This is a genomic window from uncultured Salinibacterium sp. (genome assembly GCF_963974405.1).
Taxonomy (GTDB): domain Bacteria; phylum Actinomycetota; class Actinomycetes; order Actinomycetales; family Microbacteriaceae; genus Rhodoglobus.
Map to the genome: position 1 here is coordinate 1,237,360 of NZ_CAXBBH010000001.1, position 21,544 is coordinate 1,258,903.

Below are 21,544 nucleotides of genomic sequence, written 5' to 3' on the forward strand. Positions count from 1 at the left end.
CAAGTAATGCACACATTTCATCTCGCAGGCGGCTGTTTCTGGTGCCTCGATGCGGTTTATCGCACCCTCAACGGCGTCACTGACGTAGTTTCCGGCTACACCGGCGGCTCAGTGCCCAATCCCAGTTACGAACTGGTGTGCACCGAAACAACGGGTCACGCCGAAGCGGTTGCTGTCACGTTCGACCCCGAGGTCATTCCCGACGAGGTCATCCTCGACGTGTACTTCACCCTCCACGACCCGCGCCAGCTCAACAGGCAGGGTAACGACGTCGGCACGTCGTATCGTTCGGCGATGTTCTACGTCGGCGAAGAGCAAAAGGCACTGTTTGAGGCTGCCCGAGATCGCGCATCCGAATACTGGGACGGTGGCATCGTGACCACGATCGAACCGCTCGACACCTACTACAACGCGGAGGACTATCACCAAGACTTCTTCGCGAAGAACCCTGGTCAGGGCTACTGCATGGCGGTGGCATTGCCCAAGGTCAACAAGATCCGCTCGTCGTTCTCGAGCTACATCAAGTAGTTCGCTCGCAACGCTGCGACACGTACGCCGTTTCGTCACGAAGGTCTTTATCTTCGTCGCGAGGCGGCGTACGGTCGTAAGCGAGCGACACTGGCGTCGTTCCCTTAATTCGAAGGAGGTTCGGAAATGACTAATCACACTCTGACCGGACAAACCTGGGTTGCATTTACTCAGGCAGGAGCAGTTGGCTCGGTTCACCGGGTGACAGACGGGTTCACCTTCAAGTTATTGAAAGACGAAGACTATCGAGCGGTGTATCCGACGTTGGATGCCGCAAAGTCTGCTCTTCACGCGAGCCTGTTGCCCGGCACGGCGTGGCCGGAGTTCCGCGAGCACTAGAACCGGCAGAAGCCGACTTCTCCTAACCATGGCTGCGGCAGCAGACGGATCCACAGATCGCTGTTGCCGCGGCGGCTCCCGGCGTTAGCCAAGAAAACTGGTGTCAGACGGATGCCGGGTCGGCTTCCCGGCACGAGTGTCGGCCCGCATCTGTTTCCCCTTCGGTCGCGCAATTCTCTGCGCGACCCTGATCTAGGAGCAGATATGTCAGACACCATTACCGTTTCGGGCCTTGTCGCCACAACCCCGCGGCACATCGTGACGAGCGAGGGCTTGCCCATCACCTCGTTTCGCCTTGCCTCAACGCAGCGCCGTTTTGACCGCAGCAATCAGCGGTGGGTCGATGGCGAAACCAACTGGTACACGGTCACCGCGTTTCGCCAGCTCGCGATTAACAGCGCGACGTCGATCGGCAAGGGGGACCGCGTCGTTCTTGCGGGTCGCCTCCGTATCCGCGAGTGGGAGAACGCCGACCGCAGCGGAACAAACATCGAGATCGAGGCGGACTCTCTCGGTCACGACTTGATGTGGGGCACAGCGCAGTTCTCGCGCACCATTTCGACCGTGGGCCCGGCGAGCAACGACACCGAGAGCGCCGACAAGTTTCCGGATGCTGACGCCGACGCCAATGGTTCAGAAGACGGCGAGCTCATCTCGGCGGGAAGCGGTGCAGAGAAACCATTCTGAGTGGATCGTGCGCGCAAGCAATCTAGACTTGATGCGGCCGAAGTCTCGTGGCCCATGAAGGGAATGCAATGCGCGTACGACCCGCCAGCCGCCTCGGTGCTGTGCTAGCCCTAGTGTGTGCGGCTGCCGTTGCTCTCAGCGGTTGTGTAGCGCAAGAGTCCGAGCCGGTTGCGACGCCAAGCACAGAAGTCAGCAGCACTCCCGAACCCGGTGCGACGCCGACCGGGCCGATCCTGCGTCCGGGAGAGGCCGCCGCAGGCAACCGTCAGTTCTTCGACATGCTCAACAACGACTACTTCGACGCCAACGGTCGAGGTGACGGCCGCAGTATTGTCGACAAACTCGTCGACAACGGTTTCGAGAAGCAAGACATGGAAGTCACCCCAGACGCCACCGCTATCGGACTCGCTGCAGACTCCATCGTGGTTTCTGTGCGAATCAAGGGGGAATGCCTCATCGGGCAGTTCACTGCAGACGATTACGTGTCATCCATCGAGCCGTTGCTGGCAACGGGAAGCTGTCTCGTCGGAAAGACCCGCCCGATCGACTGGTAACACCCCAACGGGTTCGACTGAGCCCGAACGCTCCGTAGAATGGTCGTATGGCCGAATTCATTTATTCCATGGTGCGCGCGCGAAAAGCGGTCGGCGACAAGCTCATCCTTGACGACGTCACAATGTCGTTCTACCCCGGCGCGAAGATCGGTGTGGTCGGCCCCAACGGTGCCGGTAAGTCCACGATCCTCAAGATCATGGCTGGGCTCGACACCCCCAGCAACGGTGAAGCTCGTTTGAGCCCCGGCTACAGCGTCGGCATCCTCATGCAGGAGCCCGAACTCGACGAGAACAAAACCGTTCTCGAAAACGTGCAAGAAGGCGTTGGCGAAATTAAAGCAAAGGTCGACCGTCACGCTGCGATCGGCCTCGAAATGGCAGAACCCGACGCTGACTTCGATGCCCTGATGAGTGAAATGGGCTCGCTGCAAGAAGACATTGACGCCGCCGATGCGTGGGACCTCGACTCCCAGCTTGAGCAAGCAATGGATGCCTTACGCACGCCGCCAGGAGACTGGCCCGTCAACAAGCTCTCCGGTGGAGAAAAGCGCCGCGTAGCGCTCACCAAGCTCCTTCTCCAGAAGCCTGACCTGCTGCTTCTCGACGAGCCCACTAACCACCTCGACGCAGAAAGTGTTCTCTGGCTCGAGCAGCACCTCTCCAAGTACCCGGGCGCCGTACTCGCGGTCACTCACGATAGGTACTTCCTCGACCACGTTGCCGAATGGATCGCCGAAGTCGACCGCGGTCACCTCTACCCCTATGAGGGCAACTACTCCACCTACCTTGAGAAGAAGCAAGAACGCCTCCAGGTGCAGGGCAAGAAAGACGCCAAGCTCGCGAAGCGACTCTCAAGCGAACTCGAATGGGTGCGCTCAAACTCCAAGGGCCGCCAGACCAAGTCGAAGGCACGACTCGCACGCTACGAAGAAATGGCGAACGAGGCGGAGAAGACCAGAAAGTTAGACTTCGAAGAAATCGTCATCCCGATGGGCCCGCGCCTGGGATCACAGGTCATCGATGCCAAGAACCTCAAGAAGGGCTTCGACGAGCGCATTCTTATCGACGGCCTGAGCTTCACGCTTCCCCGCAACGGAATTGTCGGCGTCATCGGCCCCAACGGTGTCGGAAAGACCACGCTGTTCAAGACGATCGTCGGCCTCGAACCCCTCGACGAAGGAACGCTCAAGGTCGGCGAGACCGTTGATATTTCCTACGTTGACCAGAGCCGCGGCGGAATCGACCCCAACAAGACACTGTGGGAGGTTGTCTCCGACGGTCAGGACTACATCCAGGTCGGCAAGACGGAGATCCCTTCGCGCGGTTACGTCTCGCAGTTTGGTTTCAAGGGTCCAGACCAGCAGAAGAAGGCTGGTGTGCTCTCCGGTGGTGAGCGCAACCGCCTCAACCTCGCGCTCACGCTCAAGCAGGGCGGAAACCTCTTGCTGCTTGACGAACCGACTAACGACCTCGACGTTGAAACTCTCGGAAGCCTCGAGAACGCACTGCTTGAGTTCCCCGGCTGTGCTGTGGTGATTACTCACGATAGGTGGTTCCTCGACCGCATCGCGACCCACATCCTTGCGTACGAAGGCAGCGAAGAGACTCCGGGGTACTGGCACTGGTTCGAAGGAAACTTCGAAGCCTACGAAGAGAACAAGATTGAGCGGCTCGGCCCCGACGCCGCCAAGCCGCACCGCAGCGCCTACCGCAAGCTCACTCGCGACTAGATGAGACTTCACGTACCGCTCCCGCTGCGCTGGTCAGATGTTGACGCGTACCAACACGTCAACAATGCCGAAGTGTTTCGCCTCCTTGAAGAGGCGCGCATCCACGCATTCTGGCCGGCAGCGGGAGGGGATGCGCCCCTCACCGCCGTGCTCGATGGTCGCCCAGGCGGAGCCACGATGACACTCATCGCGCGGCAAGAGATTGAGTACCTGTTGCCGATCCCGTACCTGCGGGAACCCATCGATATCGAGATGTGGATCGGCCGAGTCGGCGGAGCAAGCCTCGAGGTCTGCTACGAAATCTATACGCCGGTGAACGTTTCCCCGCGCGAACTCTATGTACGGGCATCCACAACTCTCGTGCTCGTCGACAGCGCTACTTCACGTCCGCAACGCATTAGCGATGAACAGCGTGAAGTCTTTGGGCGTTACGTTGAACAACCGCTGGAGTTCGCCAAACGGCGTTAGCGGCTAATCGCTTTCCGCGGCGATCCCGTCGCCCTCGTCGTCCCGAAATTCTTCGTCGAGATCGGTGGGGTCAAGCCATTCGGCAATCGCGTGGGCTCCTCGCGCTTCGAGCAGAGGAGCAGCATATTGAAAGAGTTCCTTGCGATTTTCGACGCCGGAACCCAGCGGTAGTGCTGCATCAATTCCGGCTGAAGACCATTGCTCCGGTGTCAGGTCGACAATCGCAGCCACAACAACAAGGAATGCTGTGGTGCTTTTAGCGCCACGCAGATAGTCGACGACTTTTCCTTCGAGCGACTGAGCATCGAGCCGACCCTCACCGCTGATGATTACGTCAGCGGTGCCAATCTCGTCACTCAGCCCGATCGTGTCGGCGACGAGCTGAGCGCCACGAACGAGCTCAGCACCGAAGAGCGCAACCAGTGGGGCGGCGGTTCCGCCGGCGGCTCCGATTCCGGGCAGCGCCGCGATTCCCGCCGCTGAGAAGCCGCGTTGGGCGACGAGGGGAGTCGCGGCGAGTACTTCCGCCAAACGGGTGAGCCCGGCATCCAACACGGCAACATCGGATGCCGTTGCCCCTTTCTGAGGAGCAAAAACGTGGGCCGCGCCGTGGCTTCCGGTCAGCGGATTGGTGACATCGACGGCGATACGCCAGCTCGTCTCCAGAACGCCAGGCTTGAGCGCACTCAGGTCGATCGTTTCGAGGGAAGCCAACGCGCCGCCTCCGGGTGCCAACTCGGTGCCGTTAGCGTCGAGAAAGCGCGCACCGAGGGCGCGGAGCAGGCCACTGCCTCCATCTGTGCTTGCAGAGCCGCCGAGAAAGATCGTCACGTCGCGGGCGCCACGCTCGATGACACTCGCGGCGATCAGGCCGACGCCGTAGCTGTCAGCGCGCAGTGGCTCAGGGGTGGCGTCGAGCACGTGGGGGAGCCCATTGGCTTGCGCGGCTTCGATGACGGCACGGTGACCGTCGAGGTCGAGGCCGTAGTGCGCGTCCCGGCTGCGTCCGAGAGCGTCGACGGTTGACATCGTGAGGGCGGGCTGAAGCCAGGCGGCGAGAACGGCGTCGAGGGAGCCTTCTCCGCCGTCGGCCATGGGAAACGTGAGCACTGTTGCGGTGTCGGGGAGCATTTCGCGTGCGCCACGCTCTAGGGCTGCTGCGGCATCCGCAGCGCTCAAGCTGCCTTTGAAAGAGTCGGGAGCGATGATGACGACGGGGTTCTCGATTTCTGGCACCCTTCGACCCTAGCGCGACAGGGGAGAGCGCCCGCGCGCACGCAAAAAGGGGCCGCCCGAAGGCGACCCCTTTTTGTGAGTTACAGCACCGAAGTGCTGAAAGCTAAATCAGTATTAGCTGGTGAGACTGTCAACGTAGTCCTGGTTCGCTGCGATCCAGTCAGCAACGATGGGCTCGTAGTCGGTTCCCTCGTACTCGTTGTACATGACGTTCTCGAGCGAGTAGAGCAGCTCGGAGTCCATCTTGAAGTTCGAGATCCACTCGGTGATCTCTGGCATGTCGTCACTCAGTCCCTCGCGTGCGAAGGAGTGAATTTCTTCGACGTCGCCCAGAGTTCCCTCGGGGTCAGCAAGGTCCTTGATGTCGAATGCATCGTAGGCCCAGTGCGGACGCCAGAGCGTTACGGCAATGTTCTCGCCGTTGTCGAGCGCTGCCTGCAGTTCAGCAAGCATGGCAGGAGTCGACGAGGTGAGGAGTTCCATTCCGTCGAGGCCATAGGTAGGCATGGTGTTGTCCATGACTGCCTCGGTAAGGCCCGCGCCAGGCTCGATGCCGACGATGCGGTTGTCGAACATGTCAGCGTTTGCTGCGAGCTCTTCGAGCGAGTCGATGGGAGCGTCAGCGTTTACAGCAACGGTCAGTCCCGCTTCGCTGTTCCAAGCGCCGAGGTCGTCGATCGTTGCGCCGTATTCTTCCATCAGGCTGGCGTGAGTGATGGGGAGCCATCCGTCAAGCGCTACGTCGTAGTCACCGGTGCTGAGTCCCGAGAAGATCGGGGTTACGTCAGCGTATTCGAGCTCGACGTTGTAGCCCTTGTCTTCGAGGATTGCCTTCCACAGGTACGAAACTGCTTCGCCCTCGGGCCAACCGTTGAAGACGGCAATGCTCAGGTCCTTGTTCTCAGCGGCGTCTCCGCCAGCAGTGTCGTCTCCGCCTGCGGCGCATGCCGACAGACCGAGGAGCGTTGCCGCTCCGATTGCAATTGCAGCACGTGTCTGCTTTTTCATTGTGTCGTCCTTTTCTGTCAACGCGAAAGCGTCGACGGTGTTGACGTCGATGCACACAGGATTTTTCTGTGTGCCGGAAACGAGCGCGGGGTGGCGCCCGAAAATTAGCGAACGGGAGGGGTCAGTTCGGCTGGTTCAGCTGAGGCTGCGCCGGAATCTGCGGTCGTGCTCTCCGTTGAATCAGATTCGGAGCGGCGGGCCCGAAAGTTGAACGAATCGAGAATGAATCGGAAGTAGCCCTTGCCGGAGCCGAACGATGCGGTGAGCCGGTCGAGGAAGATGGCCAAGATGACGACCGAGAGTCCGGCTTCGAAGCCGAGTGCGACATCCGCACGGCTCAGGCTCTGGATAACGGGACCACCGAGGCCGCCGGCGCCAACCATGGCCGCGATGACGACCATGGAGAGAGACAGCATGATGACCTGGTTGATGCCGGCCATGATGGACGGGAGCGCGAGAGGCAGCTGAATTTGGCGCAGGATGCGGCCGGGCGATGCACCGAAGGCCTGACCGGCTTCGACAACCTCATGGTCGACGCCGCGAATGCCGAGTTCGGTCAGGCGAACGCCGGGAGCGAGGGCGAAGAGCACTGTTGCCACGATTCCGGGAACGTCACCGATGCGGAACAGGATGAGCGCGGGGATGAGGTAAACGAATGCGGGCATCGTCTGCAGAAAGTCGAGAATCGGCTTGACGATCGTGGAGACGGTGCGGTACTTCGCCGCGAGGATTCCCAGCGGAACGCTGATGAGCACGGCGATCGCTGCGGCGACAAGCACCAGAGCGAGGGTGTCCATGGCGTTCTCCCACTGATCCAAGCTGAGGATCAAAAGGAAGCCGAGCGTGGTGCCGAGCGAGAACAACCACCCTCGTGCAACGAAGGCGAGTGCCGCGAAGATGATGAGCATCACCCAGAACGGCGGCGAAGCGAACGCGAAGCTCATTCCGTCGGCGATCGAGGAGATGACCAGCTTAATGAAGTCGAAAAGGAAGCCGAAGGTGGACGTGACGAAGTCAATGAAGTTCTCAACCCATTGGCCGAGGGGAATTCTAAGGAAGTCATTCATCGTGCATCCTCCTTCACTGAGGAGTCGCTATCGCTGGACGCAAGAGCGTCCGTGATGACAGCGGAGGGGACGGTAAGCCGAGGTTCGAGAATCTGAATGTCACCGGTGTCTGTGGTGACGTTGCCGAGTGCAGCAAGCAGAGTGACGCGAGGAACGACGCCTACGAGGCGGCCATTCGCATCGACAACAGCGAGCGGCAGGGGGCTCTCGACAGAGGGAACGAAGAGTTCAGACAGTGAGGTGTCTTCTTGAACGGCGTTGAAATCGTCACTCAAGATGGAGGACAAATCGGTGACGCCCTTGCGCACGAGCTTCATAGCGTCGGCGTCACGCACGACTCCCTGGAGCTTACGGTCACGCCCGAGCACGAAGGCGGTCGAGGTCTGCAGATCGCGCATGGTTTTGAGCGCTGCACGGGGGCCAGCGCCAGCAAGAACGGTACTGCGAGCTGGTTCCATGACGCTTGAGGCTGTCAGAACGCGCGCACGGTCAACGTCTTGTACGAACTGTTCGACATAGTCGTTCGCGGGGTCCGTGAGGATATCTTCTGGTGTTCCGATTTGAACAATGCGGCCGTCGCGCATCACCGCGATGCGGTCACCCAAGAACATAGCTTCGTTGAGGTCGTGCGTGATGAAGATGATCGTCTTGCCAAGCTCGTGCTGCAATTCGAGCAGTTGCTCTTGCATTTCACGACGAATCAGCGGGTCTAGCGCACTGAATGCCTCGTCCATGAGGAGCACGTCGGTGTCGGCGGCTAAGGCGCGGGCAAGACCCACACGCTGCTGCATTCCACCGGAAAGTTGCGATGGCATCTTTTCGCCCCAGCCCTTGAGGCCGACGAGGTCGATTGTCTTCTGGGCGCGAGCCAGTCGCTCGTCGCGGGGCACGCCCTGCACTTCGAGAGCGTAAGCGGCATTCTCGAGAACACTGCGGTGCGGGAACAGCGCAAAATGCTGGAACACCATGGAGATGTGGCGACGGCGAACGTCGCGAAGTTTGGGGGCAGAGATGCCGGTGATGAGGTCGCCGCCGACGGTGACGGAACCTGAGGTCGTGTCCCACAGGCCGTTGAGCATGCGGATCAGCGTTGACTTTCCTGAACCGGAGAGACCCATGACGACGAAGATCTCGCCTTGGTGAACGTCGAAGCTCGCGTCGATGACCGCAGCTGTTCCCAGGTCTGAGATCTCATCGCGAGAGGCACCGTTCTTGAGCCGCTCGACTGCTTCATGGGGGCGTCGACCAAAAACCTTGTAGAGATTTTTGGCGCTGACTGCAATGTTGTCGGTCACGTTCTCCTGAATGCTGGGCACCTGAGGGCTTCGCTTTTCTTGATTACGGTCCGGGTTGAACGCAGCTTTCAACTCAACCAGCGCGCGTTGCGTGATTGGCGAAAGGGAACACACTGTCGGAGCGGTTCCACTGCGAAACAACCATACGAACGACGCTCTCAAAGAGTGGCGTTCGCGGCCTGATTCGTAGCACCTTGCCCACAAAGCCAAACAGGCACACCGGGGGCAAGGCCGATATCCACGGTAACGTTTTTCCAGCATTTGTGCAGGCTCGAGTCCGCCAGATTGGGGACATAGCGAGGTGTCGGCTTGGTTCGATCCGCGGCAGAATGGGGATCGAGCGGGGTGGGGTTTGTTACCGCTTTGTTACATTACGGTTCGCTGCAACCGTCAAATCTGACGAATATTGTGGCTAGTCGCGCGGAGGGCGAACCATGCCCTCTTGGGCAACGCTTGCAATAAGTCGCCCTGAGCGATCGTAGATTCGCCCGAGCGCAAGGCCGCGCCCGCCGATCGCATTGGGGGACTCCTGCACGTAGAGAAGCCACTCGTCAACGCGAGCATCCCGATGCCACCACATCGCGTGATCGAGGCTCGCAACTTTGATATCCGGGGTTGCCCACGCGAGGCCGTGACGTCGCAAAATCGACTCCAGGATTGAGTAGTCGCTGGCATAGGCAAGTGCAGCGCGATGCAGATTCTGGTCGTCAGGCATGGGGCCAACAGATTTGAGCCAGACCGCCTGATGCGCCACTGTGCCGCCGTCAACGCCGAGAAAGATCGGGGACGTTACATAGCGCATGTCGAAGGGGCGCTGCGAGGCCCAGTACCGAGCGACCGGATGATCGACTGCTGCAAGAATCTCTGCCGTCGTCGGGAGCGACTCCGGGTCGGGGAGATCAGCGGGCATATCAATCTGGTGGTCGAGCCCCTCATCATCATCCTGAAAAGAAGCGATCGCCGAGAGGATAGGCACGCCGTCCTGATAGGCCTGAGTGCGGCGGGTCGAAAAAGAGCGACCATCGTGAATGCGGTCGACCGAGAACGTAATGGGCAGGTTCACGTCACCCGGGCGCAGGAAATATCCGTGCATCGAGTGCACGACTCTGTCGGCGGCGAGAGTGCGCTGAGCGGCAACAAGAGCCTGCGCTAACACTTGGCCACCGAAGACTCGGCCCTGCGGCATCCATTGGCTAGGACCGGTAAAAATGTCTTCACTTGTTCGTGCACCGGTGTCGGTCAGATCAAGGGCAGTCAGAAGCCCAGACATAGGGTCGCTCATGCCTGTAGTTTAGAGGCCTATGACTGGAACGTTTACTTTGGTCGATTCCCTCGCACTGGGCGACCTGCAGGTTTTCTTGGGACGAGCTGCCCGAGTGGATGAAGGCTCCGTGCGCCTCATCGGTGGCGCTGGAGTTCTAGCCGTCTATGTTTCTGTGCTGCATCCCGCCGGATTGCTCGATCAGAGCCCCACGGTACTGGGATTGCGCACCTTCGCTCTCGGGGCAAAAGGCGACTTTGACGCGGTTGTTCCGGTGCGCTCACTTCTCGCGAGAATTGAAAGTGCACTGGAAGATTCCGCTGATGCAACCAGCGAGCCCGTCGAGGTGAGCCTGCCGATGAGTGTCAACACCGTCACCTGGGCGGCCATTACGCCACCCCGCGGTGGTTGGGTAGCTATCGATTCGGTTCCTAGCGCCGTGCTTGAAGAAGCAGCACGCGCAGGAATCGACGAAGTCGCGGCGGCGATCCCGACCGGCACCGGCGAAGCACTTGTTCACAAAGTGCGCACCGAAGTCTGGGGGCGCCCACTCGATGAGCCCGATTACCTGCCTGCGGGTGCAGGGTTCGCGGCGGTCAGCCTCGGGTTCCTCGGAGACGATGAAGCGGCATCCGTCTACGAATCAGGGGCGTGGACACGACTCACGACGAAGCGCGGGCACGTGCTTGTCAAGCGTCGGGCCTGGTCAGTCGCGCGCTAGCGACCGACTAAAAGCCACCGGTAACCACGCCGAGCGTGGAACCGAAGTTCGACACCGCGATGTACGCGCCGCCGAACATCGCAGCCGCCCCAAGAACCTGAACCGCAAGAGTCGCCCAGAAGATCGAAAGCCCCGAACCCACGTAGCGCTTGACGTTGGCGGTTCGCCCAATCATGAAGACCAGGGCGCCGAAATAGATCAGGCCCCAGGGCATGGGATAGGGCACTCCGCGGCTTTCTAGCTTTTTGCCGTCTGAGCGAGCTAAGAAGAAGCTGGCGATGAAAGCAAACCAGATGCTGCCCATCGCCGCGGCATAGAGCGGACTAGTCACGATCGCGAATTGTTCCTCAGGCGAATACAGGCTCGTGTCGAGTCCGGCTGTGGTCGCCGTAATGTAACTCATACCCACGAACGGGAATAGCGAGAGCACGACAATTGCCCACGCCTGCCACGTGTGGGGCGACGGCATGGCTGCTGATGCCCCGGTGCTATAGGGGGCTCGCGAGGAAACAGGAGTCGCTGCTGCTGGTGTCGTCGCGATCGGTTGAGCGCTTGCGGGATGGCTCACCGAGGCCGTCGCGGAAAACGCTGCACTGGCTAAGGCGGGCTGATGAGTGACGCCCGCAGGCTGGTGCGATACGACGGTGCTGCCGGGAACATACTCCGAAGGGCCCCAGGATGAGCCGTTCCACCACGCTTTGCCGCCGCGGCAGATGGCTTCTGAAGCTCAGACGACCGTAATGCTCGTGTGCGCGAGTCGTTAGTAGGTGAACTCCGTCACATAGTTCATCGTGGCGTTCACCAAGTTCACGACAAAGATGCCTCCCGCAACAATGCTGAGCACCTGAACCCCAATTGCCGCCCAAAGGGGAGCTATGCCATGACCAGTGCGGCGTCGAGCGACAACGGAGCGCCCGATAACGTACACAAGGCTGCCTAAGAAAATGAAGGCCCAGTGGAACGGCCGGTCGATACCGCGAGCGCTGAGGATTCGGCGGTCGAAAATCGCCAACGGAATGCTGACGCCGTAGATCAGCCATCCCCCCACAAGGGCGAGCAGATATCCCGGATCAGAATACTGGCGGAGTTGGGCCGTGAACGCATCTTCGCCTACCGCGGGCAACCAGCTCGAGACATCGATGAGGAGATACGACGGGGCGATGATGAGAGGCAAGAGCGCCAGCACCCAGATTTGCCACGTATTTGTTGCGGCGTCGCTGAGAGCGCTCGGTGCCGTGTGCGAATAGTTTGCAGCGACCGGCGCCACCGTAGCAGTAGGGGCGTTCGCAGTGGGGGCCGAGGTCGGTAGCGGCGTCGCATCAGCGGGCACCGTGTTGGCCGCAGCCCATTCGGTGCCATTCCACCAGCGAGGAGCAGCTCCTCCGGCGGGATCGCGATACCAACCAGCGGACGGGAGGGGAGTCGAGGCGTCATTCACGCTGCGATCCTAGCCGCGGTCAGAACAAAGTTGAAAGTTACTCGCTGGCGTTTTGTGTTCCCGCAACGCTTCGGCCCGCGGCCCGTCCGCTGAAAAGACAGCCGCCGAGGAAGGTTCCTTCGAGCGCACGGTAGCCGTGCATCCCGCCGCCACCGAATCCGCTGGCCTCGCCGGCAGCCCACAACCCGGGCACTACCGCGCCGTCGACACCGAGCACGCTCCCGGAAAGGTCGGTCTGGATGCCGCCCAAACTCTTGCGGGTCAGAATATTCAGCTTGACCGCAATGAGCGGTCCCGCTTTCGGGTCAAGGATGCGGTGAGGCTTGGCCACCCGAATCAGTTTGTCGCCCAGGTAGTTACGTGCCTGTCGCAGCGCAGTGATCTGGGAGTCCTTAGTGAAAGAGTTGGTGAGTTCGCGATCACGCGCTTCGATTTCGAGCCGCACCTGTTCGGCGTTGATCGCGACTTCAGGTGTGAGGTTCTGCATGCCGTCGAGCAGTTCGTCAAGGGTGTCGGCGACGATGAAGTCCGCTCCATGCCTTTTGAACGCTTCTACGGGGTCCGCTGCGCCTTTGCCTAACCGTTGCTTGAGGAGTTCGCGCACGCTTTTGCCCGTGAGGTCGGGATTCTGTTCGCTGCCGGAGAGAGCGAACTCTTTCTCGATGATCGCTTGCGTGAGCACGAACCACGAGTGGTCGTAGCCGGTAGAGACGATGTGTTCGAGGGTTCCGAGGGTGTCGAAACCCGGGAAGAGGGGAGCCGGGAGGCGATGGCCTGTCGCGTCGAGCCAGACACTAGACGGGCCAGGGAGGATGCGGATGCCGTGCTTCGGCCACACCGGATCCCAGTTCTGGATGCCTTCGACGTAGTGCCACATGCGGTCGCCGTTGATGAGGCGAGCTCCGGCGTTTTCGGCGATGCCGAGCATCCGGCCGTCAACGTGGGCGGGAACGCCGCTGAGCAGCTGTGCGGGCGCAGGCCCCAAGCGTGCAGGCCAGTGCGCGCGCACGAGTTCGTGATTGCCGCCGATTCCACCCGAGGTGACGATCGTGGCGGGGGCACGAAGTTCGAAATCGCCGACTACCGTTCGATTGCTTGCGGCTCCACGTGCTGCATCATCCGGTGCAAGCGTTGCACCACGTACGCCGACGACAGCACCGTTCTCGGAGATGAGTTCGTCAACGCGGTGACGCACGTGCAGCGTCGCGAGTCCCTGCTCGATTCCGCGGTGCAAGGCAGCAACAAAAGGTTCGATGACGGCCGGGCCAGTGCCCCACGTGATGTGGAAGCGCGGTACCGAATTGCCGTGACCGAGAGCCGTGTAGCCGCCGCGCTCTGCCCAGCCGACGACGGGGAAGAACTTCACCCCGCGCTCGCGGAGCCACTCGCGCTTCTCGCCCGCCGCGAACTGAAGATAGGCCTCAGCCCAGCGACGCGGCCACTCGTCTTCGTCGCGATCAAACCCGGCCGTGCCGAACCAATCTTGCCGCGCGAGTTCCAGAGAATCCTTGATGCCGAGCCGACGCTGTTCAGGTGAATTGACGAGGAACATGCCGCCGAACGACCACCACGCTTGGCCGCCCAGACTCGCTTCTGGCTCCTGCTCGACGAGCGCAATACGTTTGCCAGCGGCGAGCAGCTCGGCCGCAGCAACCAGGCCAGCGAGGCCGCCTCCGACAACGATTGCATCCAATTCGGGGGACTGCGGCATCCGTGGCTCCTTCGACACTGTGACTCTCGGTGACGCCAACGCTGGCGCACTCCTGCGCTGCCAGTATGCCGCGTCATCCTCACAATATGGGGCGACTTTCGTGCGGCATCTTGTGAACGGCCCGGTGTGTAGGTACCGTCAGATTAACTCCGAGCGACGAGGCTCGGGTCAACCTGCGGTTTACCAACCGCGGTTGTGAGGATCGCTGGAGCGCAGCACATCAGCAGGCGCGCTGGCAGATCGGAGAAACGATGAGTACCACCGTGCCCGTGAAAGCCCAGAATTCTGTGGCGAAGAAGCAAACTCCTGAGTTTGTGCAACTTCTCGACCCGGATGGTCGGCGGCTGAGCGACGAACTCTATGACCCGTGGATATCAGACGTTACCGGTGATCAACTCGCGAGCCTCTACGAAGACCTCATCATCGTGCGCCGTATCGATACGGAAGCAACAGCTCTGCAACGTCAGGGCGAACTTGGCCTGTGGCCACCACTGCTCGGGCAAGAAGCCGCGCAGGTCGGCTCGGCCCGCACACTGCGCCCCGACGATTTCGTGTTCTCCAGCTATCGCGAGAATGCTGTCGCGTACTGCCGTGGTGTGAAACTGCCCGATCTCGTGCGGGTGTGGCGCGGAACCGCAGCCTCCGGATGGGATCCCTTCGAGATCGGCATGGCAACGCCTGCCGTCATTATCGGCGCCCAAACGCTGCACGCAACCGGCTATGCCGTCGGCTGCAAGTTCGACGGCGCTGACAGCGTCTCAGTCGCTTACTTCGGCGATGGTGCCACGAGCGAGGGCGACGTCAACGAAGCAATGATCTTTGCTGCCTCCTTCAATGCTCCCGTGATTTTCTTCTGCCAAAACAATCAGTGGGCAATCTCTGAGCCCGTGGGACTTCAAGCACAGCGGCCGATTGCCGACCGTGCTCCGGGGTTCGGGATTCCGAGCATCCGCGTCGATGGCAACGATGTTTTGGCTGTCATGGCGGCAACACGCAGCGCCCTTGATCGCGCTCGCACGGGCGGTGGACCGACCTTCATCGAGGCCGTGACGTATCGCCGCGGTCCCCACACAACCTCTGACGACCCGAGCCGCTATGTTGACCCTGCTGTCGCCGCAGAGTGGGAGGCGAAGGATCCGATTGCGCGCGTTGAAGCATTTTTGCGCAGCGAGGGGGTGCTGACCGACGAACTGGCAGCATCCATTCAGGCGCGGGCAGACGCGGTAGCGGCAGAGTTCCGGGCCGGATGTGTGGGGCTCGAGAACCCCGAACCGCTCAGCGTGTTCGACAACGTCTATGCGACCGAGCACTCGGGGCTCGCTCGCCAAAAGAGCCAGTACAAGGCCTACCTTGAGGGGTTTGAAAAATGACTGAACTCACTCTGGCGAAAGCTCTTGGCTCTGGACTGCGCCGTGCCCTCAGCGATGACGACAAAGTTGTCTTGCTTGGTGAAGACATCGGAACTCTGGGTGGCGTTTTTCGCGTCACCGATGGCTTGCAGCGTGACTTCGGCACGGAGCGCGTGATCGATACCCCGCTCGCCGAGGCAGGAATCATCGGCATGGCGGTGGGGCTTGCGTTCCGCGGCTACCGCCCGGTGTGCGAAATTCAGTTCGACGGCTTCATTTATCCCGGCTTCGATCAGATCGTCGCTCAAGTTGCGAAGTTGCACTACCGCACAGCAGGAAAGGTGCGGATGCCGCTGACGATTCGTGTGCCGTACGGCGGAGGCATCGGCGCGGTCGAGCACCACTCGGAGTCGCCCGAAGCCTATTTTGCTCACACGGCCGGATTGCGGGTTGTCACGTGCTCAACTCCGCAGGATGCCCACAGCATGCTGCGCGAAGCGATCGCGAGTGACGACCCGGTGCTGTTCTTCGAGCCCAAGCGTCGCTACTGGACCAAGGGCGAAGTTGACGAGGATGCGGAAGGTCTGCCGATGGGCAAAGCCCGCGTCGTCACCGAGGGAAGCGATGTCACGCTTGTGACGTATGGCCCGCTCGTCGCTACGGCGATCGATGCCGCCGTCGCCGCATCCGACGACGGTATTTCTCTTGAGGTGATTGATCTTCGATCGCTGTCGCCCGTCGACTTCGACACCGTTGCGGCAAGCGTGCAAAAGACGGGGCGGCTCGTGATTACCCACGAAGCCTCGGAATCGGGCGGCCTCGGTGCAGAAATCGCGGCAACCCTCACCGACCGCTGTTTCTACTATTTGGAAGCGGCTCCTGTGCGCATCACTGGCTTCGATGTGCCGTATCCGGCCGCGAAGTTGGAAGATCACTTCTTGCCCGACCTCGACCGCATCCTCGATGGTGTTGACCGTGCGCTGGGTCGCGTGAACTCACTCACCGGTTGGAGCGCGTAATGGCTGTCAAAGAGTTTGCTCTGCCCGATTTGGGCGAAGGTCTCACCGAGTCTGAGCTCGTTGAGTGGCACGTCGCTGTTGGCGATCTCGTGACGCTCAATCAGCCCATCGCCGAAGTGGAGACGGCAAAGGCCATCGTGTCTCTGCCGTCACCGGTTGCCGGCACGATTTCAGCACTGCACGCCGAGCCGGGCACGACGGTGCAAGTGGGCACGAGGATTGTGACGTTTGAGCTCGACGGTGGGGCTGGAGCGGGTGGCGACAATGCGTCTGCTGCTCCGGTTGCTACGTCGGATGCTGACGCTTCCGCTGAGCGCGACGCGAACGGCAGCGACAGCGAGGCAGCGCCGGCCGCGGCAGAAGCGCCGGAGCGCAACTCGGTGCTCGTGGGCTACGGTCCCGCAGTCGAGAGCGGCAAGCGCCCGACGCGCAAGCCGCGCATCGCGCCTGCGGCATCCGGCTCGGCAGAATCTGCAGCGGAGACTCCTGCGGCTTCGGGCGAGGCAGCGCCCGCTGCAGCAACCGAGCCCGCTGGGACAAGCGAGCGCGCCGTCACGCCCGCAGAGGCCCGCACCACGACGACTCCGCCCGTGCGTAAGCTCGCGGCCGATCGCCGTATCGACCTGACTCAACTGACGGGCACGGGGCCCGACGGCATCATCACTCGTGACGATGTGTTGAGTGCGGCAGAACATTCGCCCGCCGCAACGCACGCTGACGAGCAGACCCCGGCGGGAGCATCCGCCCCGTCTCGCAGCGGCGCACTCGCCCAACGTGCGCGCGAAACTCGCACGCCGATCAAGTCGGTGCGCAAGGCAACAGCGGCCGCTATGGTTGCGAGCGCCTTTACTGCACCTCACGTCACCGAGTTTCTGACGGTCGATGTCACGCGCACGGTGGAGTTGGTGGCCAAGCTCAAGGCTCAGGGCACAGCGGCATCCGTGCTGGCCGTTGTCGCTAAGGCGCTGTGTATTGCTGTGGCGCGTAACCCCTCGCTCAATTCTCGGTGGGATACCGAAGCCAACGAGATCATTGAATTCGGGTACGTCAACCTCGGTATCGCTGTCGCGACTCCGCGCGGACTGATGGTGCCGAACCTCAAAGATGCTGACGCCATGAGCCTGGCTGAACTCACGGACGCTATCGGCGATCTTGCTCGCAATGCGCGAGCGAGCAAGGCAACTCCGGCGTCGCTCAACGGCGGAACTATATCGATCACCAACGTCGGTGTCTTCGGTATCGACGCGGGAACGCCCATCCTGAATCCGGGTGAAGCCGCCATTCTGGCCATGGGTGCCGTGCGAAAAATGCCGTGGGAACACCGCGGCGACATCGCGCTGCGCGATGTCATGACGCTGAGTCTGTCGTTCGATCATCGCCTCGTCGATGGCGAGCAGGGCGCACGATTCTTGACCGATGTTGGCTCGATTCTGAACGACCCAGGCACCGTCCTGACGATGGTGTGACAGCAGGAGTGGCCGCGACAGGTAAGAATGGTCTTATGACCGAGAATCTCGACCCTGCTGCGGCCACCCCTGCCTCGCGCGCCCCGCGCCGACTGCTGGTGGGTCTTTTCGCGCTCGCCGCCTTCGTGATTGCTGCTGACCAGCTCAGCAAGTGGTGGGCCGAAGCCAACCTCGGTGGCGGTAAGAACATCCCGATCATTGGCGATTTGCTGTCGTTCCAGCTCGTCTACAACCCCGGCGCTGCTTTCTCGCTCGCTGAGGAATACACCTGGGTTCTCACGATCATTGCCGCGCTCGCCGTTGTCGCCATCACGTGGTATGCGTGGACGGTGCAGTCGCGGGCGTGGGCTGTCGCACTCGGCATGCTCCTCGGTGGGGCCATCACGCACCTCGGCGACCGTCTGTTCCGTGAACCCGGTTTTGCGCGCGGTCACGTGGTCGACTTCATCAACTACAACGGCTACTTCATTGGAAACATCGCTGATATTGCTCTCGTCGGTGGAGCTGTCATGATCGTCGTCATCTCGATCATGGGTATTTCGGCGAAGCCCGAACCGGTCGTCGCCAGTGACGCGGATGCTCCGGCGAAAGCCACGACAAGCGAATGACTGACCTCAGCCTCCGCATGCCGAATACCCGGCTGCGCGCCGTACTGAACCTCGGCACGAGGCGAACGCCGCCGATCGATTTGCCACCCATGCTCGCCGCGCCTGAACTTTTTGCGGGCTGGGATGACGAAGCGCTGGTGAGCGATCTGCACGTGGAGTACCCGCACGGTCAGTTGCACTGCGAAACCACGAGCGAAGGCGTCAGCCACCACTTTCACACCCCGCAGGGCGAGGCTCGCGAGTCGAGCCCGTGGTCGGCGAATGACACTCGCACTCTCGTGTTGTGGGCAACGCGACTAGCGAGCGACTTTCATGCGCTGTTGCCGAACGTGCTCGATGACATCACTCAGGCTGCCGCGTGGCACGACGCCGGCTTTGATCTGTACATTTGCGAAGTAGCCGAGCCTGCTCAGCTCGATCTCTTGGAGATCGAAGTCGAGGGCGAGCTGCTGACGCTGCCGTGGCTCGGCGCGGGCACCGTTGGTCATGACCACATCGAGGGCGAGAATCATCCGATCGCGCTGCTGTGGGGTGCTGGGGAGTCTGAGCCCGACCAGCCCATTGCTGAAGCCTGGACTGATCCGCGCACGGGCGAGCCTCGCTCGAAGGCTGTGCCCGGCGTCGACTGGGACACCATTGGGCTTCCGGTTGAAGAAGTGTTGCCGTGGCTTGAAGGCATCTATCTCAATCACCACGTGATTCCGGATGCCGAAGGCACGCTCTTGAACGCTGTGCTGCGTCGACTCGGTGGTCTCGACCGCGACTAGCGGTCGCTCGCTCGCTAGGCGTTGAGGGCGGCTAACGCCATCCGCTCGAGCACGGCACGTGTCGCGCCGGCGCGCCCACTGTGGGGAGTGGAGTTGATGAGCCCGAAGGTGGCGTGGGCGCGTGTGCGCAGTTCGGCGGTCGCGGCATCCGGATTTATCTGGGAGAGCACGCCAACCCACAGTTCGACGTAACTGCGTTGCAGAGTGCGCACCTCGTGTTGGTCGCTGGCGGCGAGGCTGTCGAGGTCGCGATCTTGAACGCGGATGACGTCAGCGTTGCCGAGCGCAAAGTTGACGTGAAATTTCACGAGGCTTTCGAGCGCGGCTCGTGGTGTGGCGGCGTGCTCGATTACGCGCTGGGCTCCGCTGCGCAGGTTGGTGCTGGCGTCGACGAGCATTGCGGCGAGCACGTCTTGTTTGCCGTCGAAGTGGCGGTAGACGGCGGGGCCGCTGACGCCGGCCGCGGCACCGAGTTCTTCGAGGGAGACCCGGGTGAATCCGCGCTCGGCGAAGAGGCTGGCGGCGGCGGCGAGGAGGGCCTCACGTCGGTCGGCCTTCGCTTGGCTTCGCGGAGTTGGCGTCTCGTTCATGTTCTGAGTCTAGACAGTTCGGTTAATGCTCGCTAACCTATTTGAGTTAGTAGTGACTAACCCAAGTGGCCACAAGCTGCGCTGAACGAAGGTGTTCGATGGAGAAGATGTCGACCGCCGCTATACCGTCTGATCCGACGTTTGCGGCTAACGAAGAGTCAATGCGCGGCCTTGTCGAGCAATTGCGCGAACGACTGGCGACGACAGCTCTCGGTGGCTCGGAGAAATCTCGCGAACGCCACGTCTCTCGCGGCAAGCTCCTGCCGCGTGATCGAGTCGATGAGCTGCTCGATGAGGGCAGCCCATTCATTGAGATTGCCCCGCTCGCCGCGAATGGAATCTACGACGACCAAGCCCCCGGCGCCGGCGTTATTGCCGGTATCGGTCTCATCCACTCTCGCCCGGTTCTCGTGATCTCGAATGATGCCACGGTCAAGGGCGGCACTTACTTTCCGCTGACGGTTAAAAAGCATTTGCGGGCGCAAGAGATCGCGCTCGAGAACACGTTGCCGTGCGTGTACCTCGTTGACTCGGGTGGCGCTTTTCTCCCGATGCAGGACGAGGTGTTTCCTGACCGCGACCACTTCGGGCGCATCTTCTACAACCAGGCCAGGCTTTCGGCGGCGGGCATCCCGCAGATCGCCTCGGTCATGGGGTCGTGCACCGCGGGCGGCGCGTATGTGCCGGCGATGAGCGATGAAACGATCATTGTGCGCAATCAGGGCACGATTTTCTTGGGTGGTCCGCCGCTCGTGAAGGCCGCCATTGGCGAGATCGTCACGGCCGAAGAACTCGGCGGGGGAGACGTGCACGCGCGCACTTCGGGCGTCACCGACCATCTCGCCGATGACGACCGCCATGCGCTTGAGATTGTGCGGGACATCATCAAGACGATCCCCAAGCCTGCTGCTCCCGCGTGGGATGTTGTCGCCTCGCGGCCGCCCGCCGTGAACCCTGATGAGCTTTACGGGGTCGTGCCCACCGACGTGCAAAGCCCCTACGAAGTGCGCGAAGTGATCGCGCGACTCGTGGACGGCAGCGAGTTCCACGAATTCAAGAAGGAATACGGCACAACGCTCATCACCGGGTTCGCGACGCTGCACGGGCATCCGATCGGCATCGTCGCTAACGCTGGCGTGCTGTTCAGCGAGTCGGCGCTCAAGGGCGCGCACTTCATCGAGCTGTGCGATCAGCGCGGAATCCCGCTGTTGTTCCTGCAGAACATTTCTGGCTTCATGGTCGGTAAGGAATATGAGGCCGGCGGCATTGCCAAGAACGGAGCGAAGATGGTGACCGCGGTCGCGACAACCCGCGTTCCGAAGTTCACGGTCGTCATCGGTGGCTCGTTTGGTGCCGGCAACTATTCGATGTGCGGTCGTTCGTATTCGCCGCGCTTCTTGTGGATGTGGCCCAACGCCCGCATCTCGGTCATGGGCGGCCCGCAGGCTGCTGCCGTGCTCTCCACGGTGCGCCGCGATCAGCTCGGCGAAGACGCCTTCACCGACGACGACAAGGTCGAGTTCGAGAAACCCATCCGCGAACAATACGAACGTCAGGGCAGCCCCTACTATTCGACAGCCCGCCTCTGGGATGACGGAATCATTGACCCGAAAGACACCAGAGACGTGCTCGGCATGGCCCTCGATATCGCCGCGGCCACCCCGCTGCCTGAACCGGGCTTCGGCCTCTTCCGGATGTGATT

22 protein-coding genes are annotated in these 21,544 nt (G+C 61.4%); 13 read left to right on the top strand and 9 right to left on the bottom strand.

Annotated features, from left to right (window positions below; translation table 11 throughout):
- Positions 1-6 precede the first annotated feature (6 nt).
- The 6 genes from msrA (at position 7) to AACZ26_RS06185 (ending at position 4,306) form a co-directional block, all read left to right on the top strand.
- Positions 7-528, top strand: coding sequence for a peptide-methionine (S)-S-oxide reductase MsrA (gene msrA, locus AACZ26_RS06160; protein WP_339619959.1), 522 nt, complete (start codon positions 7-9; stop codon positions 526-528).
- Between the two features lie 126 nt (positions 529-654).
- Entirely contained in the window at positions 655-867 is a 213-nt protein-coding gene (locus tag AACZ26_RS06165) for a methyltransferase (protein WP_339619960.1), read from the top strand.
- Positions 868-1,071: 204 nt separating this feature from the next.
- Entirely contained in the window at positions 1,072-1,554 is a 483-nt protein-coding gene (locus AACZ26_RS06170; RefSeq protein WP_339619962.1) for a single-stranded DNA-binding protein, read from the top strand.
- Positions 1,555-1,622: 68 nt separating this feature from the next.
- Positions 1,623-2,108: a DUF6993 domain-containing protein gene (locus tag AACZ26_RS06175; protein WP_339619964.1), complete on the top strand. Its 486-nt coding sequence runs from the start codon at positions 1,623-1,625 to the stop codon at positions 2,106-2,108.
- A 47-nt stretch (positions 2,109-2,155) separates the two neighbouring features.
- Complete coding sequence (gene ettA / locus AACZ26_RS06180; protein ID WP_339619966.1) at positions 2,156-3,838, top strand: energy-dependent translational throttle protein EttA; 1,683 nt, start codon at positions 2,156-2,158, stop codon at positions 3,836-3,838.
- The gene (locus AACZ26_RS06185; RefSeq protein ID WP_339619968.1) at positions 3,839-4,306 is read left to right on the top strand and encodes a thioesterase family protein; all 468 of its coding nucleotides are present in this window, start codon (positions 3,839-3,841) and stop codon (positions 4,304-4,306) included.
- Between the two features lie 3 nt (positions 4,307-4,309).
- Here AACZ26_RS06185 and AACZ26_RS06190 read toward each other — a convergent pair whose 3' ends face one another.
- The 5 genes from AACZ26_RS06190 to AACZ26_RS06210 form a co-directional block, all read right to left on the bottom strand.
- Positions 4,310-5,542, bottom strand: coding sequence for a glycerate kinase (locus AACZ26_RS06190; RefSeq protein ID WP_339619970.1), 1,233 nt, complete (start codon positions 5,540-5,542; stop codon positions 4,310-4,312).
- 114 nt (positions 5,543-5,656) lie between these two features.
- Positions 5,657-6,550, bottom strand: a complete 894-nt coding sequence (locus tag AACZ26_RS06195; protein ID WP_339619972.1) for a glycine betaine ABC transporter substrate-binding protein — start codon at positions 6,548-6,550, stop codon at positions 5,657-5,659.
- Positions 6,551-6,654: 104 nt separating this feature from the next.
- The gene (locus tag AACZ26_RS06200) at positions 6,655-7,617 is read right to left on the bottom strand and encodes a proline/glycine betaine ABC transporter permease (RefSeq protein WP_339619974.1); all 963 of its coding nucleotides are present in this window, start codon (positions 7,615-7,617) and stop codon (positions 6,655-6,657) included.
- Complete coding sequence (locus AACZ26_RS06205) at positions 7,614-8,912, bottom strand: glycine betaine/L-proline ABC transporter ATP-binding protein (protein WP_339619976.1); 1,299 nt, start codon at positions 8,910-8,912, stop codon at positions 7,614-7,616. The genes AACZ26_RS06200 and AACZ26_RS06205 overlap by 4 nt, the downstream gene beginning before the upstream one ends.
- A gap of 412 nt (positions 8,913-9,324) precedes the next feature.
- The gene (locus tag AACZ26_RS06210; RefSeq protein WP_339619978.1) at positions 9,325-10,194 is read right to left on the bottom strand and encodes an acyl-CoA thioesterase II; all 870 of its coding nucleotides are present in this window, start codon (positions 10,192-10,194) and stop codon (positions 9,325-9,327) included.
- Between the two features lie 19 nt (positions 10,195-10,213).
- On the opposite strand from AACZ26_RS06210, the gene AACZ26_RS06215 reads away from it, so the two are divergent.
- Positions 10,214-10,894: a hypothetical protein gene (locus AACZ26_RS06215; RefSeq protein ID WP_339619980.1), complete on the top strand. Its 681-nt coding sequence runs from the start codon at positions 10,214-10,216 to the stop codon at positions 10,892-10,894.
- Positions 10,895-10,901: 7 nt separating this feature from the next.
- Here the strand turns inward: AACZ26_RS06215 and AACZ26_RS06220 are convergent, their stop codons facing one another.
- The 3 genes from AACZ26_RS06220 to AACZ26_RS06230 all read right to left on the bottom strand — a co-directional run bounded on the left by AACZ26_RS06220 (position 10,902) and on the right by AACZ26_RS06230 (position 14,043).
- Entirely contained in the window at positions 10,902-11,462 is a 561-nt protein-coding gene (locus AACZ26_RS06220; RefSeq protein ID WP_339619982.1) for a hypothetical protein, read from the bottom strand.
- 192 nt (positions 11,463-11,654) lie between these two features.
- On the bottom strand, positions 11,655-12,332 hold the full coding sequence (locus AACZ26_RS06225) for a DUF2510 domain-containing protein (RefSeq protein WP_339619984.1): 678 nt from the start codon (positions 12,330-12,332) through the stop codon (positions 11,655-11,657).
- A gap of 37 nt (positions 12,333-12,369) precedes the next feature.
- Positions 12,370-14,043 (bottom strand): FAD-binding dehydrogenase, encoded by a 1,674-nt coding sequence (locus tag AACZ26_RS06230; RefSeq protein WP_339619986.1) that lies wholly within the window; start codon positions 14,041-14,043, stop codon positions 12,370-12,372.
- A gap of 251 nt (positions 14,044-14,294) precedes the next feature.
- Between AACZ26_RS06230 and pdhA the strand changes: the two genes are divergently transcribed.
- The 5 genes from pdhA to AACZ26_RS06255 are packed head-to-tail and all read left to right on the top strand — an operon-like array spanning position 14,295 to position 19,252.
- Positions 14,295-15,413: a pyruvate dehydrogenase (acetyl-transferring) E1 component subunit alpha gene (gene pdhA / locus AACZ26_RS06235; RefSeq protein WP_339619988.1), complete on the top strand. Its 1,119-nt coding sequence runs from the start codon at positions 14,295-14,297 to the stop codon at positions 15,411-15,413.
- A complete protein-coding gene (locus AACZ26_RS06240) occupies positions 15,410-16,411 on the top strand; it encodes an alpha-ketoacid dehydrogenase subunit beta (RefSeq protein ID WP_339619989.1) in 1,002 nt (333 codons plus the stop codon). The genes pdhA and AACZ26_RS06240 overlap by 4 nt, the downstream gene beginning before the upstream one ends.
- The gene (locus AACZ26_RS06245; RefSeq protein ID WP_339619992.1) at positions 16,411-17,877 is read left to right on the top strand and encodes a dihydrolipoamide acetyltransferase family protein; all 1,467 of its coding nucleotides are present in this window, start codon (positions 16,411-16,413) and stop codon (positions 17,875-17,877) included. The genes AACZ26_RS06240 and AACZ26_RS06245 overlap by 1 nt, the downstream gene beginning before the upstream one ends.
- Before the next feature lie 35 nt (positions 17,878-17,912).
- Positions 17,913-18,485 carry a signal peptidase II gene (locus AACZ26_RS06250; RefSeq protein ID WP_339619994.1) on the top strand — a complete coding sequence of 191 codons (573 nt, stop codon included), beginning with the start codon at positions 17,913-17,915 and terminating at the stop codon, positions 18,483-18,485.
- A complete protein-coding gene (locus AACZ26_RS06255; protein ID WP_339619995.1) occupies positions 18,482-19,252 on the top strand; it encodes a hypothetical protein in 771 nt (256 codons plus the stop codon). The genes AACZ26_RS06250 and AACZ26_RS06255 overlap by 4 nt, the downstream gene beginning before the upstream one ends.
- Positions 19,253-19,266: 14 nt before the next feature.
- Here the strand turns inward: AACZ26_RS06255 and AACZ26_RS06260 are convergent, their stop codons facing one another.
- Entirely contained in the window at positions 19,267-19,842 is a 576-nt protein-coding gene (locus AACZ26_RS06260) for a TetR/AcrR family transcriptional regulator (RefSeq protein WP_339619996.1), read from the bottom strand.
- A gap of 98 nt (positions 19,843-19,940) precedes the next feature.
- On the opposite strand from AACZ26_RS06260, the gene AACZ26_RS06265 reads away from it, so the two are divergent.
- Positions 19,941-21,542 carry a carboxyl transferase domain-containing protein gene (locus AACZ26_RS06265; RefSeq protein ID WP_339619997.1) on the top strand — a complete coding sequence of 534 codons (1,602 nt, stop codon included), beginning with the start codon at positions 19,941-19,943 and terminating at the stop codon, positions 21,540-21,542.
- Positions 21,543-21,544: the final 2 nt, after the last annotated feature.